The sequence below is a fragment of the Thermodesulfobacteriota bacterium genome (assembly GCA_035325995.1).
Taxonomy (GTDB): domain Bacteria; phylum Desulfobacterota_D; class UBA1144; order Nemesobacterales; family UBA2774; genus JADLGH01.
In genome coordinates, this window is the sequence record DAOKYU010000009.1 from 64,701 (window position 1) to 81,487 (window position 16,787).

The 16,787-nt window shown below is 58.1% G+C and carries 13 protein-coding genes; all 13 read left to right on the forward strand.

Annotated features, from left to right (window positions below):
• The first annotated feature begins 5 nt into the window (after positions 1 to 5).
• The 13 genes from PKC29_12125 (at position 6) to PKC29_12185 (ending at position 16,715) form a co-directional block, all read left to right on the forward strand.
• Positions 6 to 3,554, forward strand: a complete 3,549-nt coding sequence (locus PKC29_12125; GenBank protein HML96163.1) for a DUF4815 domain-containing protein — start codon at positions 6 to 8, stop codon at positions 3,552 to 3,554.
• A gap of 12 nt (positions 3,555 to 3,566) precedes the next feature.
• A complete protein-coding gene (locus tag PKC29_12130) occupies positions 3,567 to 3,824 on the forward strand; it encodes a VrlD (GenBank protein HML96164.1) in 258 nt (85 codons plus the stop codon).
• Between the two features lie 249 nt (positions 3,825 to 4,073).
• On the forward strand, positions 4,074 to 5,033 hold the full coding sequence (locus PKC29_12135; GenBank protein HML96165.1) for an amidoligase family protein: 960 nt from the start codon (positions 4,074 to 4,076) through the stop codon (positions 5,031 to 5,033).
• 11 nt (positions 5,034 to 5,044) lie between these two features.
• Positions 5,045 to 5,566 (forward strand): DUF5049 domain-containing protein, encoded by a 522-nt coding sequence (locus tag PKC29_12140; protein ID HML96166.1) that lies wholly within the window; start codon positions 5,045 to 5,047, stop codon positions 5,564 to 5,566.
• The gene (locus PKC29_12145; protein HML96167.1) at positions 5,551 to 6,348 is read left to right on the forward strand and encodes a glucosamine 6-phosphate synthetase; all 798 of its coding nucleotides are present in this window, start codon (positions 5,551 to 5,553) and stop codon (positions 6,346 to 6,348) included. The genes PKC29_12140 and PKC29_12145 overlap by 16 nt, the downstream gene beginning before the upstream one ends.
• Positions 6,345 to 6,884 (forward strand): gamma-glutamylcyclotransferase, encoded by a 540-nt coding sequence (locus PKC29_12150; GenBank protein ID HML96168.1) that lies wholly within the window; start codon positions 6,345 to 6,347, stop codon positions 6,882 to 6,884. The genes PKC29_12145 and PKC29_12150 overlap by 4 nt, the downstream gene beginning before the upstream one ends.
• A gap of 137 nt (positions 6,885 to 7,021) precedes the next feature.
• On the forward strand, positions 7,022 to 7,225 hold the full coding sequence (locus tag PKC29_12155) for a helix-turn-helix domain-containing protein (protein HML96169.1): 204 nt from the start codon (positions 7,022 to 7,024) through the stop codon (positions 7,223 to 7,225).
• A 9-nt stretch (positions 7,226 to 7,234) separates the two neighbouring features.
• Positions 7,235 to 7,750, forward strand: coding sequence for a BREX-3 system P-loop-containing protein BrxF (gene brxF, locus PKC29_12160; GenBank protein HML96170.1), 516 nt, complete (start codon positions 7,235 to 7,237; stop codon positions 7,748 to 7,750).
• Positions 7,747 to 11,484, forward strand: a complete 3,738-nt coding sequence (locus tag PKC29_12165) for a DUF6079 family protein (protein HML96171.1) — start codon at positions 7,747 to 7,749, stop codon at positions 11,482 to 11,484. The genes brxF and PKC29_12165 overlap by 4 nt, the downstream gene beginning before the upstream one ends.
• Before the next feature lie 47 nt (positions 11,485 to 11,531).
• The gene (locus PKC29_12170) at positions 11,532 to 11,906 is read left to right on the forward strand and encodes a four helix bundle protein (GenBank protein ID HML96172.1); all 375 of its coding nucleotides are present in this window, start codon (positions 11,532 to 11,534) and stop codon (positions 11,904 to 11,906) included.
• The gene (locus tag PKC29_12175) at positions 11,903 to 14,749 is read left to right on the forward strand and encodes a DNA methyltransferase (GenBank protein HML96173.1); all 2,847 of its coding nucleotides are present in this window, start codon (positions 11,903 to 11,905) and stop codon (positions 14,747 to 14,749) included. The genes PKC29_12170 and PKC29_12175 overlap by 4 nt, the downstream gene beginning before the upstream one ends.
• A complete protein-coding gene (locus PKC29_12180; protein HML96174.1) occupies positions 14,746 to 15,825 on the forward strand; it encodes an AAA family ATPase in 1,080 nt (359 codons plus the stop codon). The genes PKC29_12175 and PKC29_12180 overlap by 4 nt, the downstream gene beginning before the upstream one ends.
• On the forward strand, positions 15,822 to 16,715 hold the full coding sequence (locus tag PKC29_12185) for a hypothetical protein (protein ID HML96175.1): 894 nt from the start codon (positions 15,822 to 15,824) through the stop codon (positions 16,713 to 16,715). Before PKC29_12180 ends, PKC29_12185 begins: the two co-directional genes overlap by 4 nt.
• The last annotated feature ends 72 nt before the right edge of the window (positions 16,716 to 16,787 follow it).

Genomic DNA, 16,787 nt, shown 5'->3' on the forward strand with positions numbered 1-16,787 from the left:
CAAACATGAGCATCTCACGCGAGACATTCGACCCGACCAAGAATTACAAGCGCATCCGTTACCATCAGGATCGCGACCTGCTGGATTCCGAACTCAACGAGCAGCAGGACATCATCAATCTGGAGCGGCGCAAGATCGCCGACATCCTGTTCAAGGAAGGCTCCATCATCATGGGCCTCGAGGTCAGGGCGGCCGCCAACGTCCTGACCCTGGCCCCGGGCGTGGTCTACATCGACGGCCATCTGGAACAGGTGAGCGGCGCGACTCTGACCTATGACCCGGCCACCACCAGCGGGGCCGACTACGTCTATGTGGAGCTGCTGAAGTACAACTACGGCTACACCCAGGACCCGGCCCTGATCAATCCGGCCACCGGCGAGCCCACCGCCGAACGGGAAAAATGGGTTCTTTCTCTCAAGGCGACGGATACCAGCGGCCAGACGCTGCCCAACAACGTGGCCGAGCGCCGGGTGATCCCGATCTACAAGTTCGACCGCGAGAGCGGAGACGTCACGCCCACGGTGCAGGAGAAGTCCAACCTCTACCTGCGGGATCTGCTGGGCACGCTGCCGGGCAGTCGGATCACCGTCTCCTCGATCACCGAGGACCAGCTCTCCTTCGCCGCCGCAGAGGGGCTCAATTCCCTGATTCAGAACCTGGCCGAGCGCACCTTCGACCAGGCAGGAAGCTATCTGGTGCGGGGTTTCGACACCTTCATCGGCGGGGTCGACGACGACAGCGTGGAGGCGATCACCAACGCCGGACGCGCCTACATCCAGGGCTTCCGGCATCAGCGCGATCTGCCCACCTCGACCCTGGTGCCTAAATCCATCGCCACCAAGACGGTGCGCGGCGAGCAGAAGACCTTCGACATCAACAAGCGCCGCTATCCGGTCAACTCCACCCCGCTCAAGGAGACGACCCAGGTGGAGGCCATCGTCGAGATCACTCGCAACGTCACTCGCGGCTCGGTGGGCGGCGGCGAAGACCTGCTCGACCCCAATCCCGTGGTGGATATCCTCGAGGTCAGTCAGGGGGCGACCATCTTCCAGGAGGGCGTGGACTGGCAGCAGTCGGGCAACCATGTCGATTGGCTCGGCTCCGGCAACGAACCGGCCATCGGCACCACCTACACGGTGCGCTGGACCTACACCAAGCAGATGATCAAGGGCACCGACTACGTGGACAGCGGCTGGTTCGGGCAGGCCAACCATCCGGCGGCCGGAAACTACTTCTATCTGGTGACCGCCTACAACGCCACCGGCGAGACGGCCTTCAACGCCGCTGCGGTCATTGCCCGGGCCACCGCCGCCGGGGAGATGAACAAGCTCTCCTGGCTGCCGGTCAGCGGCGCGACCGGCTATCGCGTCTACCGGGCCGCCACCAACGGCGCACGGACCGACTACAAGCGCCTGATGGAACTGGGCAGCGAGGCGCTCTCCTACGTCGACGACGGCGTCGAGGAGATCGGCACCGCTTCGCCTCCGGCCACCAACACGGCCGGACTCACCATGTCGCCGGTCCAGCTCGAGATGGGCAACCTCAACGTGATTAACTTCGGGCGCGGCAGCCTCGGCGACCAGCCGGTGAACGGTTCCAATTGCAGCCTGGACTACGACTATTACCTTGGCCGCCGCGACATCGTTTACGCCACCACCACCGAGATCAAGCGGCTGGAAGGGGCTCCGGCGGATTTCCCGAAGCTTCCCATCGTGCCGGAAAACGCCCTGGGACTGTGCAGCATCGATTGCCCGCCCAACTCCACCGACATGGAGATCCGCAACTTCGGCCTGACCCGCATCACCATGGACCAGATCCACGACATCATTCAGGACGTCGAGGACCTGAAGTACAACGATGCCCAGTACCAGATGAACAACGAGCTGCAAAACCGGGACGCCCAGACCAAAAAAGGCATCTACTCGGACGACTTCTCGAACACCGCCCAGTCGGACATCTACCACGCCGAATGGGACGCCCGGGTCAACGAGATCGCCCGCTTCGTCGCGCCGGACCGCATTCCGCACTCTACGGTGCTCTCGGTCGATCAGGCGGGCAGCAACGCCAGCTTCTTCGGCAGCCTGGCGCTGCTGCCGGGCAATGAGACGGTGCTGGTGGAACAGAACGACTGGTCCGAAGAGCGCAACATCAACCCCTACGCGGTGTTCGACAAGCCCCCGGCCATGCTGCAGATCACGCCCAACCTCGGGCGGCGCGGCCAGACCGGCATCGCCGTCACCGGCATCAACTTCACCCCGAGCAAATCCGGCATCGTGCTGCGCTGCGACGGCCAGGTGATGGCCAGCAACCTGATCAGCGACGAGGCCGGTCGGGTCAGCGCCTCCTTCACCATCCCGACCAACGCCCGCAATGGCAACCGTATCGTGGAGATGGCCGACGGCGTCTACTCGGCCCGGGCCAGCCTGCAGATCAACGATCCGCTGGTCATCACCCGCATCGAGCGCATCATCGAGAACCGCATCATCCGCGTACCCGTGGTGCAGGTGGTCTGGCGCACCCAGACCATCTTCGTGCCCCGCGATCCACTGGCCCAGACCTTCAGCTTCACTCAAAACCAGGTGATCTCCAGCATCGGGCTGCAGTTTACCGCCAGGGACCCGAGCATCCCGGTCACGGTGCAGATTCGCGGCGTCACCACCGGTCTGCCCAACGGCGTGGTGTTCGCCGAGAAGGTGCTGGCCCCGAACGAGATCAGTCTGAGCGGCGAGACCCGCATTCGTTTCGACGACCCGTTCTACGCCGAGGCCAACACCAGCTATTCCGTGGTGCTGCTGACCAACAGCACCAATTACAAGGTGCGCACCGCCACTCTCGGCAAGATGGGCCGCTGGGGCATCATCACCCGCCAGACCTACATGGAAGGCGTGCTGCTGGAGAGCTCCAACGCCGAGACCTGGACGCCGCTCAACGGTTCCGACCTGGCGATGAAGATCTACGGTTACAACTTCCAGTCCGAGGGGATGATCCGCTTCCAGCCGGTCACCGGCGTGCAGTTCTCCGACATCAACCTCGACGAATACTCGGCCATCCCCCAGGGCACCGGTCTCGACTGGGAATACTCCACCGACGGCGGCGTGACCTGGGACGCCATGGTTCCCGCAGAGGAGGAGCGGCTGCCCAACCTCGCCACCCGGGTCCAGATCCGCGTGCGTCTGAGCAGCTCGCTCTCCAACGACACCCCGGCCATCAACTTCCGCGACGTCAACCTGGTGGGCTACCTCAATAAGACCACCGGGGCCTACCTGACCCGCGAGAACGAGCTGACCCAGGGGGTGGAATCGACCAAGGCCTATGTGCAGATGCAAATCCCCAGCGGCACCACCCTGCAATGGTTCGCCAGCAACGACGGCGGCCTGACCTGGGAGGCGATGACCATCCAGGACACCCGGCCCATCGACGAGAACTGGACCGAGTACACCCTGGTGCGCACCTTCACCGACAACACCGGCAACAAGGTCCGTTACAAGGCCGAGATGACCGGCACGCCGCTGATCTACCCGCGCATCCATTCGCTGGGCGCGACCCTGAGCTAAGGAGGCACGGCCATGATCGTTCGACGCAAAGGCGGCCTGACCGAGTTCATCCCCACGCCGCAGGAGAAGCGCGACGGCCTGATCCGCGACAACGCCCTGGGCCTGCTGGAGAATCTGCACCAGCGCCTGGCGCGGCTGGAACGGGCGTCAAAGCTTCCGGCCACCGAAGCGGAGGCCTTCACGGCGCTGCTGGCGCGGATGCGGGCCGACGAGTCGCGCAACCTCGAGCTGCACGCCAGTCTGATCACCGGCGAAACTGCTTCCGGCTGACCGGCTCACTGCCACCGCCACCCCAGAAACCCCGGATACGGCCAGCCCGTTCCGGGGTTTCTGCCGTCTTTGCTTCGCCCAATCCGGACAAACTCGCAAATCATTGAAAATAAACGTGTTAAATGTCGGCTTCGGCTGTTCTTCTACTTGATTTGTGTCCGGAAAGAAGCATTCATTCATGGTGTAAGCAGAGGCTGAAAAGCCTTGCCAGACAACGACTTAGAAGCGCCATGAACGACGGAGGCACGCATGAACCTGAAAGAGATCCACTACGGGATCGAGATCGAGACCGTAAAACGCACCCGGGAACAGATCGCCTGGGCCATCCACTCGGTAGTGGGCGGCACGGTCCGCCATGTCGGCATCCCCAGCAGCTATGACCCCTGGGAGGTCGAGGACCTGCGCGGCCGCGTCTGGAAGGTGGTGGGGGACGCTTCCCTGACCAGCGTCCCGGCCCATCTGCGGGCCGAGGTGGTCAGCCCGGTGCTCGGCTACGACGACATCCCTCAACTGCAGGAGGTGGTCCGGGCCATCCGCCGCGCCGGAGGCAAGATCAACAGCCAGTGCGGCATTCACATCCATATCGACGCCGCGCCCTTCGACGGCAGACACCTGGGTAACCTGGCCAAGATCATCTACAAGCAGGAGCCGCTGATCCTTCACGCCCTCGGCATCAGCCGCGACAGGCTCAATCGCTACACCCGGCCGGTCAGCGACGAACTGATCCAGCGTATCGAACAGCATCGCCCCCGCACCAAGGACCAGCTCAACCGCATCTGGTACGGCTACCACAACCGCCAGCCCCAGCACTACGACAACAGCCGCTACCACGGGGTCAACCTGCACAACGTCTGGTACCGGGGCACGGTGGAGTTCCGCTGGTTCGAGGCGACCCTCCATGCGGGACGGATCAAGGCTTACCTGCAATTCTGCCTCGCCGTCGCCGCCAAGGCGCTCAATGGTCGGGCAGCCTCCAGCCGCAAGCGGGACTTCGATCCTCAGAGCGCCAAGTACGACTTCCGGGTCTTCTTGCTCCACCTCGGCCTGATCGGCGACGAGTTCAAGACCGCCCGCAAGCATCTGATGACCAACATGCCGGGTGACGCCGCCTTCAAGAACGGACGGCCCAAACCGGAGGACGTCCTTCCGGACGAAACGACCACCAATCTCACCAACGAGGCCGGGCAAGTTCCCGGCCTCACTGTTTAAGGAGGTGCCCCATGAAGATTCTGATCCGCTCCACCACGCTGGACGGCGAACCGATTCCCGGCAGTGGGGAAACCATCCAGGCCGCCGACTGCCTCGAAGTTGTCGAGCTGATGCGCGGCCAGACGCCGTTTACCGCCAGCCGAGCGCCCCGGGACTACATGACCGAAGTGCTTTCCGGCATCGAAGGCGGGCCGCCCCAGCCATTGCCGGAGGAAGTAGCCGCTGCGGCCGCCGAGTTTCTCACCCGTCTGGCGCGGCACGGCCTGATCGAATTCCTGCCCGACGACAAGGCCAGCGATCCCTGGCCGGAACGCTTCCTCGAAGCTCTGGAAACGGTGCGGCTCTCCGGGCGCACCAACATGCTCGACCACCCGGAGGTGACCCGGCTGACCGCCGATATGGGCTACCCGGAGGTGGCCGAGTGGCTGGCGGACCACCGGCGCGAATACGCGGCCTTCGTCCTCGAAGGGACGAGACCGCTCGGTAAGAACTTCGGCGGCAAGGAGGACCCGGCTCCATGTGCGGACAAGTAGGCATCATCTTCGGCCGCAAGCGCAGACGGCCCGACGAGCGGGATTACCTGCGCGAGCTCTTCATCCGCATGCTGCTGCACAGCGAGGAGCGCGGACCGCACGCCTCCGGTCTGGCCTGGCTCAAGACTGACGGCAGCCACCGCATCTTCAAACGGCCGATGCGGGCGCACGAGCTGGTCTACGAGAAGCCGTTCCAGGAGCTGCTCGGACAGGTCGACAACGAGACTACCATCCTCATGGGGCACACCCGCTGGCGCACCCGGGGCAACGAGTTCAACAACCGCAACAACCATCCCATCCGGGCCGGGATCGTCATCGGCACCCACAACGGCACCATCTACAACGCCGATTATCTGTTCCGCCGTCTCGGGCTGCCGCGCTACGCCGAGGTGGACAGCGAGCTGATCTTCCGTCTGGCCGACCGCTTCGCGCCCGAAGGCCCCATCGACCAGGAGGGCCTGAAGAAGGCGCTTGCCCTCTGTCGCGGTCAGATGAGCGCCGTGCTGGCCTCACGGCTCGACCCCGGCACCATCACCGTACTCAAGGGCAACAAGCCACTCTGCCTGCGCATCCACCGCCAACACCGGGTGGTGCTCTACGCCTCGGACGACGCCTTCATCGACTTCGCCGTGGACTTTGATCCGGGCTGGCGCGAGCTGGAGGTGCCGCCCATGACCATGCTCACCATCCGCCACGAGGATGTGCGGGCCATCGACAACAGCGAATTCCGCTTCATACCCCAGGAGCGCAAAGGGACACTGCCCGAAGGAGTGAATGCATGAACATTGGAGACAGCGTAAAGCTGAACACAAACCCGGAAGACAGTCCCGAGACCATCCTCCGACTCTTCGTCTACGGCACCCTGAAACGGGGCTACTGGAACCATCAACGCTTCTGCGCCCAGGCCCGCAGCATCGAACCGGCCGTGGTCTGGGGCAGACTCTATCATCTCCACGCCGGATTCCCGGCCCTCGAGGTGCCCGAAGGTCTGATCCTGGCCAGGGGCACCGCCGATCCACTGGCCGACGCCCGCAGGCAGCAGGAGATCGACACGCCACGCTTCGGCCGCCCGACTGGGGACTGGGATCTGATCCATGGGGAACTGGTGACCTTCACCGATCCGCAGCGCGACCTGCCGCCCATCGACCTGCTGGAAGGCTTCCGACCCGGCGGGCACAGCATGTACCAGCGGGTGATGGTGGCTTCGCTACAAGGCACAACCGCATGTGCGGTATGGGTTTACATCATGTGTGCGCCTCAAAACGGCCACCGGGTCACCAACGACAATCAGGCCGTTTTTTGGAAAAGTCGGCACTAATCGGCACAAAACGCTTGATTTTGGTAATCCGCCAATGTAATTTGTGGAGGTTAATTTGCGGCACTGTGTCCGGATTTCGGGTTTCCCGGAGACCTTCGGGCTTTTACCGAAAACATGATGAACGAAGGACGAAGGCTATGGATGAGAGATGGCTGACGGTCGATGACATTTGCAAATATCTGAATGTAAGCAACGAGACGGTCTACAAGTGGATCGAACAACGGGCTATGCCCGGTCATCGCGTCGGCCGTCGCTGGATGTTCAAACAAGACGAAGTGGACGAATGGGTCCGCTCCGGCGGTGCGGCTGACAAATCCGATAAGCCGGACACCGAGCAGTAAGGAGCGACCATGGCCGAACCGATTCACGACAAAATAAAGCGATCCCTCCAGGCAGCCGAAGGGCTGTATCACCGCCTGGTATTGCTGGTGGGTGAGACCGGTTCCGGCAAGACCGGCGTTCTTCGGGAAGTTGCCGAGGAGTTCGGCTCATCCGTCGTCAACGTCAATCTGGCGCTTTCAGGCGAACTGCTTGAGCTGACGGCAAAGCAGCGGTCACTCCGGCTACCGGGCATCCTCGACCAGATCGCGGACCAGGCTCAGTCACCGGTGGTGCTGGATAATCTTGAGATCCTCTTCGACAAGGATCTCCAGCAGGACCCCTTGCGCCTGCTGCAGTCCATTTCAAGAAATCGGGCCGTGGTGGCTTCGTGGAACGGAATCGTGAATTCCGGGAGGCTTTTGTACGCCGAAACCGGCCATCCCGAGTACCGCAGCTATGACTCGGTCGATGCGCTGATTGTGGGCATGGATGGCACGGCCACGGTCGATTCGGCAAAAAACAATAGAGAGGCAGGACAAGCATGAAATACGGAGACCTTATCCAATTCGACCCGATTGAGTCGGTCGTTCAGTTGCGTGACGCGGACAAATCGAGCGCCGCGCACACCCTCGTGAACACCTATGTCATTTCCGAGGAAATGGCCGAACGGCTCACCCAGCTTGTCATTCCTCAGATGCAGTTCGACCAGCCGGTCGACAACAAGGGCCTGCTGGTCGTCGGTAACTACGGCACCGGTAAGTCGCACTTGATGTCGGTGGTCTCCAGCCTTGCCGCAGACGTCTCCCTGCTGGAAGGGCTGAACCACGCCGGTGTCCGCGATGCGGCCTCTCAGATCGCCGGTCGGTTCAAGGTCATCCGTACCGAGATCGGAGCCACCACCATGTCCCTGCGTGACATCCTGGTGGCCGAGCTGGAAGAGCATCTCGAAAAACTCGGCGTGGAGTATGTGTTCCCCGAAGCCGGGACCATCACCAGCCACAAACGGGCCTTCGAAGACATGATGGCCAAGTTCGGCGAGGTCTTCCCCGAGCATGGTCTGCTGCTGGTGGTCGACGAGCTGCTCGACTATCTGCGCACCCGCAAGGACCAGGAGCTGATCCTCGACCTCAACTTCCTCCGCGAGGTCGGCGAGGTCTGCAAGGACCTGCGCTTCCGCTTCATGGCCGGTGTCCAGGAAGCCATTTTCGACAGCCCGCGCTTCGCCTTTGTCGCCGACAGCATCCGCCGGGTGAAGGACCGCTTCGAGCAGATCCTCATTGCCCGTAGCGACGTCAAATTCGTTGTGGCCGAGCGTCTGCTCAAGAAGACCACCGAGCAACAGGCCAAGATCCGCGACTACCTGATGCCCTTTGCCAAATACTACGGCGGGCTCAACGAGCGCATGGACGAGTTTGTCCGGCTCTTCCCGGTGCATCCCGATTACATCGACACCTTCGAGCGGGTCACCGTGGTGGAAAAGCGCGAGGTGCTCAAGACCCTGTCCATGGGCATGAAAGGCATCCTGGGCAAGGACGTGCCGCAGGACGAACCCGGCCTGATCGCCTTCGACAGCTATTGGGGTACCCTCAAGCAGAACGCTTCGTTCCGCGCCATTCCCGAAATCCGGGCAGTCATTGATTGCAGCCAGGTTCTGGAATCCCGCATCGAGAACGCCATCACCCGCAAGCAATACAAGCCGATGGCGCTACGCCTGATCCATGCTCTGTCCGTCCACCGCCTTACCACTGGCGACATCTATGCCCCCATGGGCGCATCCGCCGAGGAACTGCGCGACCGTCTCTGCCTGTTTGATCCGCTGATCGCCGAGCTGAGTAGCGACGAACCCGACAAGGATCTCCAGACCCATGTGGAAACGGTCCTGCGCGAGATCCACAAGACAGTCAGCGGCCAGTTCATCTCCTTCAATGCCGACAACCGCCAGTTCTATCTCGACCTGAAGAAGACCGACGACTTCGACGCCCTGATCGACAAGCGGGCCGAAAGCTTAGGATCGGCTCAACTCGACCGCTTCTATTACGAGGCGCTCAAGCGGGTCATGGAATGCCAGGACGCCACCTACGTCACCGGCTACAAGATCTGGCAGCACGAACTGGTCTGGCAGGAGCACAAGGCCGCCCGTACCGGCTACCTCTTTTTCGGGGCTCCCAACGAACGCTCCACCGCCGTGCCGCAGCGGGACTTTTACCTCTACTTCATCCAGCCCAACGATCCGCCGCGCTTCAAGGACGACAAGGTCAATGACGAGGTCTTTTTCCGACTTAGAGGAGGAAGTACCGACGATGAATTCCAGACCGCGCTGAAGAGCTATGCGGCCGCCCTGGACCTTGCGGCCACCTCATCGGGCCACGCCAAGGCCACCTATGAATCGAAAGCCAACGGCTTCCTGAAGAAACTGGTCCAGTGGCTGCAGAAGCACATGAGCGATGCCTTCGAGGTCACCTATCAGGGCCGCGCCAAGTCCATGACCGAATGGGCCAAGGGCAAATCGATCCGCGATCTGTCCGGTCTGTCGCCCCACGAGACCATCAACTTCCGCGACCTGGTCAACACCATCGCCGGTGTCTGCCTGGCTCCGAACTTCGAGAACCAGGCCCCGGGCTATCCGTTCTTCTCGGTCCTGATCACCGGCAACAACCGCGCCCAAGCCGCGCAGGACGCCCTGCGGGCCATCGCCGGGCAGAACCGCACCAAGCAGGCCACCTCCGTGCTGGACGCCCTGGAGCTGCTCGACGGTGAGAAGATCGACCCCTACAAGTCGAAGTACACCAAGTTCATCCTTGATGCCGTCAAGGCCAAGGGCCACGGCCAGGTGGTCAACCGCAGCGAGATCATCCAGGACGACCACGGGCTGGAATACATGAACCCGGGCGGTTCGCGTCTGGAACCCGAATGGGTGAGCGTGCTGGTGGCGGCCCTGGTCTACTCCGGCGACATCGTGCTCGCCATCCCGGGCAAGAAATTCGACGCCACCGGCCTGCAGCAACTGGCCGCGACCGGCATGGACGAGCTGGTCCGCTTCAAGCACCTGGAGCAGCCCAAGGAATGGAACCTGCCCGCGCTCAAAGCGCTGTTCGAACTGCTCGGCATGACGCCGGGCATGGCCCAGCTCGTCACCCAGGGCAAGGACGAGCCGGTGCAGAACCTGCAACAAGCGGTGGGCAAGATCGTCAAGCGCATCGTCATGACCCAGCAGACCCTGCGCGAAGGGCTCTCCTTCTGGGGTCTGGACCTGCTCGCGGGAACCGACCTGTCCAGCCAGGCCAGCGGACTGGACGAGGCCAAGGGCTTCTTTGAATCGCTCCAGGCCTACTCCTCGCCGGGCAAACTGAAAAACTTCCGCTACAGCGCTCCCGAAGTGCTGGCCCACGAAAAGGCCGTGAAGGCGCTCGATGAGCTGGACGCCCTGCGCGAGTTCATCATGGACCACAGCCCGACGGCGTCCTGGCTCTCCACCGCCGAGGCGGTGCTGCCTGCCGACCATGACTGGGTGGATCGCATGAAGACCACCCGGCAGGATGTGCTGGATGCCCTCAAACAGGCCGACCTGACCGAGCTGGCCAGTCAGTCCCAGTCCATCGGGGCCAAGCTACAAAAGCTGAAGAAGGATTACACCGTCGCCTACATCGGCCTGCACACCAAGGCCCGGCTGGGCGTGAACGACGACAAGCGCAAGGCGGGCCTGCTCAATGACCAGCGCCTGCAAACCCTGCTCAAACTGGCTGGTATCGACCTGATGCCCCGGCAGCAGCTCACCGACTACCAGAACCGCCTGGCCGGACTGAAGAGCTGCTTCGCGCTGACCGAGCAAAACCTCGACGCCTCGCCCATCTGCCCGCATTGCGGGTTCCGGCCGTCGGTGGAAACCGGCACGGCGGCAGGCTCACAGATGATCGACCAGATGGACGCCCAACTCGACGCCATGGTGACGGCCTGGACCTCCACCATCCTCAGCAACCTGGAGGACCCGATCACCCAGGCCAACATGGATCTGCTGAAGATCGACGACCGCGAACCGCTGGAGGCCTTCATCAAGTCGAAGGAACTGCCGGTGCCGCTTGACAGCAACTTTGTCCATGCATTGAAGGAGGTGCTCTCCGGCCTGGTCAAGGTCACCGTCAAGGCGCAGGAGCTGCAACAGGCCCTGCAGGTCACCGACGGTCCGGCCACCCCGGCGGAGATGAAGAAACGCTTTGAGGAGTACATCGATCAGCTCACCAAGGGCAAAGACCCGGCCAAGGTGCGGATCGTCATGGAATGAATGGGTCACGGGTCGCGAGTCATGAGTCACGAGTCGAAGGATTGAAGATGGCAAGGATTGAAAAGTTCGAGGATATCGAAGCATGGCAGCGGGCAAGACAGCTCGCCAAAGCCGTGTATGCCGTTACATCGGAAGGAAAGTTCGCTCGTGATTTCGGACTGCGTGACCAGATTCAAAGAGCAGCCGTTTCGGTGATGTCCAACATTGCCGAAGGATTTGAGCGTGGTGGTGATGTTGAATTCCGGCGATTCCTTGCCATCGCAAAAGGCTCTGCCGGTGAAGTCAAAGCGCAGCTTTATGTGGCTCTCGATGCCGGGCTGATTGACCAGACTGCTTTCGACTCGCTTTACAAATCAGCCACAGAAACAGGAAACCTCATTGGCGGTTTCATGAAATATCTGAGCAAAGGGATTAACAAATGAGCAGACATCAAGACCAGCCAACGCTGTTTCCGACAGAAGGACCCGCGACCCGCGACTCGGGACCCGTGACCTGCTTAGGCATGACATTCGAGAACGACGAAACCCGCCGCGCCCACTTTACCGAGGAGCTGCGTAAGAAGCTGCAGGACCCGGAGTTCCGCAAGATCGAAGGCTTTCCCATCGGCAGCGATGAGGACATCCTGAACCTGAGCGATCCGCCGTATTACACCGCCTGTCCGAATCCGTGGATCGCCGACTTCATCACCGAGTGGGAGGCGCAGAAGCCGGAACAGCCCGAAGGCAATCACTACCACCGTGAGCCTTTTGCGACCGACGTGAGCGAAGGAAAAACCGATCCAATTTATCAGGCACATGCATATCACACAAAGGTGCCTCATAAAGCCATCATGCGTTACATCCTCCACTACACCCAACCAGGAGATATCGTTTTTGATGGCTTTGCTGGAACTGGTATGGCTGGCGTTGCTGCTCAACTTTGTTCAGATAAAAATGCAGTAGCAAGCCTGGGATACAGAATTGGTGCTGATGGCATCGTGTTTAAAACAGAGGAAGATGAAAACGGGAAACAAATTAGCTCGCCATTCTCAAAGATAGGGCTTCGTTATAGCATCTTGAACGATTTATCTACAGTTGCAGCATTTGTTGCCTCAAATTACACGATCCCTTTCGACACAGGAATCTTCAAAAAAGAATCTTCCAGTCTCCTGAAAACACTGCGGAAAAGAATAGGCTGGATGTACGAAACCCTCCATAGTGATGGGAAGACCAAAGGCATAATTAACTTTACTGTATGGAGCGAGGTTTTTGCGTGTCATCAATGTGGTTCTGACATCGTTTTTGTGGATGAAGCATTTGACCATGATGAAAAGAAGGTCAGAGATGTTTTTCCATGTCCCTCTTGCGCGGCTGAGTGCTCAAAAAACAGTCTGCAGCTACTCTACGAATCTGTTTTTGATGCTGCCTTAAATGAAACTATTCAAGCGCCTAAGCGAGTACCTGTCTTAATAAACTACAGCATTGGAAAAAACAAATACGACAAAAAACCAGATAGCTTGGACCTGGAGATTATTGCGAAGATTAACTCCATCGACCGACATCCAAACGTCCCAACAATGGAACTCCCACCGATGCAGATGACTCGTGTGGGAAGAATGCAACCAGCGAAAATTACACATATCCACCATTTCTTTAACAAAAGAGCCTCGCATGCTTTGGGCGAAATGTGGAAAATTGCGTTAGAGTCACCTACGCATCGAATGAAAAACATGATGCTGTTTTTTGTCGAGCAAGCAATATGGACTGCATCTGTCTTAAATAGATATCGTCCGTCTGGATACTCACAAGTCAATCAGTATCTAGCTGGAGTTTTTTATGTCCCATCTCAAAACGCAGAACCAAGTCCTTGGTATGTACTGAACGGAAAATCGACTCGATTGCCGAAGGCTTTTACTGAATTTGAGCAGTCTCATTCAACTTTAATCAACAATGGGGATTGCGGCGCTTTGCCAGTGCCAGATGCATGCATTGATTACATCTTCACGGACCCACCTTTTGGCGAAAACATCTACTATTCAGACCTGAACATACTCATAGAGTCTTGGCATAAAGTTAAGACTAACGAAAAGCCTGAAGCTATTGTCGACCGAGTTCGAGGTAAGTCACTAATTGACTACCAGAAACTAATGACCGATTGCTTCAAGGAGTATTATCGAATCCTTAAACCTGGACGATGGATGACGGTTGAGTTTCACAACTCAAAAAATAGCGTCTGGAATACTATACAAGAAGCTTTGCAGCATGCAGGATTTGTTGTTGCTGATGTAAGGACCCTTGATAAAAAACAAGGTTCTTTTCAGCAGGTAAGCAGCGCAAGCGCCGTCAAACAGGATTTGGTCATTTCTGCATATAAGCCAAATGGTGGTCTTGAAAATCGATTTAAGAGCGAAGCTGGCACAGAAAGTGGTGTATGGGATTTTGTTCGGACACACTTAAAGCAACTTCCAGTTTTTTCCTACAAAGGCGGAAGAGCGGAAGCAATTGTTGAACGTCAAAATTACCTCTTGTTTGACCGAATGGTCGCCTTTCACGTCCAACGAGGTGTACCTGTCCCAATCTCTTCTTCTGAGTTTTACCTTGGGCTTGCGCAGCGATTTGCTGAGCGTGATGGAATGTTCTTCCTCGCAGACCAGGTTGCTGAATATGATAGAAAGCGGATGCTGTGCAAAGAACTGATTCAAATCTCGCTGTTCGTATCTGATGAAGCATCTGCAATACAGTGGCTACGAAACTCTCTAAAAAGCAAGCCGCAGACATTCCAGGAACTACACCCCCTGTTTATGCGCGAAATTAATGGTTGGAACAAAAACGAGCAACCGTTGGAATTATCGCTTTTACTCGAACAAAACTTTCTGCGCTACGACGGCAAAGGCCCCGTGCCCGAGCAGATCCACGCCTACCTCTCCACCAACTGGAAAGAGCTGCGTAACCTGCCGAAGGATGATCCGACCCTGGTCGCCAAGGCTCGTGACCGTTGGTACGTGCCCGACCCCAACAAGGCGGGCGACCTGGAGAAGCTGCGCGAGAAGGCGCTGCTCAAGGAGTTCGAGGAATACAAAGAGGTCAAGAAGAAGCTCAAGGTCTTCCGCCTGGAAGCTGTCCGCGCCGGATTCAAGAAAGCCTGGCAGGAACGCGACTACGCCGTCATCGTCGCCGTGGCCGACAAAATTCCCAACAACGTCCTGGAAGAAGATCCCAAGCTGCTCATGTGGTACGACCAGGCGGTAACAAGAATGGGCGATGGTAATGAAGGGAGGCTGTTATGAAAAAAGGCCGCGATATACCTATTAAGATCAGGCGGATAACAATACGCAATTACAAGGGAATCGACGAGCTTGAGATGGATTTCCCGACGCCCAGAATGCCCGACGATCCGGATATTCTTGTCATGGGCAGCAGAAACGGCTTGGGCAAGACGTCGATTATTGAATGCTGCTCATTGTTGTTGCTCGCGCTCACTTTGAGGGAAGAGCGATTCAAGCTGCGGGACCGGTACTCGATTGTCGACGTTCCTGACTTGCTCATTAAGGCTGGGTCTCATTTTGCCGAGATTGGCGGCGACATCGTTATTGGTGATGAATCAATAGCCGTTCAAATCAGGATAGATCGCCACGGAGTCGTGAAAATATCCGGCGAATCGCTCCGCGAAAAGGTGCTCGAGAACGAGCTGTTCGACCCCGAAAGCGAAACAGACGATTTCATCAAGGCGATTTGTGGGTTCACGCCAAATCCCGTTGTAGAAAATACATTTCTGTTGTTCCACAGCTATCGGAAGGTTCAAGAAGGAAATCCGGAGCTTGGGATGATGGTTGATCGAGGACGATCACCGAGACGCCCGCCGTTCCCGCGCTATGAATTTCCGATGAGCGCCTTCAAGTTAAGGATACTGCGTTCCCTGATGGGCAAGGCCAACCTGTTCGAGTTTGTGGAGGACCAGGAGCCAGACGAGACCATCGAAAAACTCAACGAGCTTGTGCGGTTTTATGCGGGTGGCACGATCAGCAAGCTACGGCCTTCGTCGGACAATACCGTTGATTTCCGAGTTAAGCCTATAAATGGAGATGAGTCTTTTACTTTTGATGGCTTGAGTTCCGGCCAGAAGGAGATTATCTCCACGCTTTTCCTTATTTGGTATCACACCAAAAACAACCCCTCTGTGGTGTTCATCGACGAACCAGAGCTTCATCTTAATGCACAATGGCATCGCAGCTTCGTTAAAAATCTCGTGAGCCTGGCACCGCAAAACCAGTACGTCATGGCGACTCATTCCGAAGATGTTATGGATTCGGTCGGTGAGGATCGCCGCGTTCTCCTTCTGAACAACCAGGAGGGGGATAAATGATCAGCGTAAAAACAGGCATTCGTGCGGAAGAGGTTCGGCTCCAAAGTCAGCATGTGCTTTTTGTCGAAGGAAAGGACAGGAACTCGGTCGATCCTAATGTTTTGGGTGAACTGTTTGACCGGAGCATAAAAATTGAGACTCTTGGACCATCGTTTTCCGTAAGAAGTGTTGCGGAAGCTCTCTTCAGCTACCACCCAACCTACTATTTTTTGATCGACCGAGATCATCACGATAATGACTTCATAGATCGTTGCTGGGGAAACTTTCCTGACCCCGCAACACACAATCTCTTGGTTTGGCGTCGTCGTGAGATTGAGAACTACTTCTTGGAGCCGGAGTACCTGTTCCAATCGAAGTTTTGTCGTGTCAGCCAGGACGAGTTGGAACGGAAGGTTCTGCAGTGCGCCAATGAGCGATTATTTCTCGATGCGGCTAACCATGTAGTGACGTCAATTCGTGAAGAGCTCAAGCGGAACTGGATTCAGAAGTTCTCCAACCCTGCAGAATTTTCAAGTAGGGAAACAGCCCTGCAGAGGCTGAAAAGCGCCAATGAATTCGATCAGCATCGCACGAATGTGGATCAAAAAGTCTCTGCCGATGAGGTGGAACGTCGTTTCCACGAATACCTTGGAATCATGACGGGCGGGCAAGAGCAACTCGCTTTCGGGGTTGGCGATTGGCTTCATATGGTCCAGGGCAAGAAGGTTCTTGCTCAAGTCATCAATTCGGGCTGCTTTCAAGTGCAGGCAACTGATGGGACGTCCGTTACGGGTCGAGAGAAAATCAATGAAGTCGTAAAGGATCTACTTCAAAAAGATCCCAGCATACAACCCGCCGACTTTGTTGCCCTGAAGCAGCTCATCGACACAAGAATCAATGGAGCGAGCTGACTATGAGGCGCGTTACATTCAAAACCTCACCAATAATCGACATAAACTTGTCCGACATGGGTGCTTGTAATT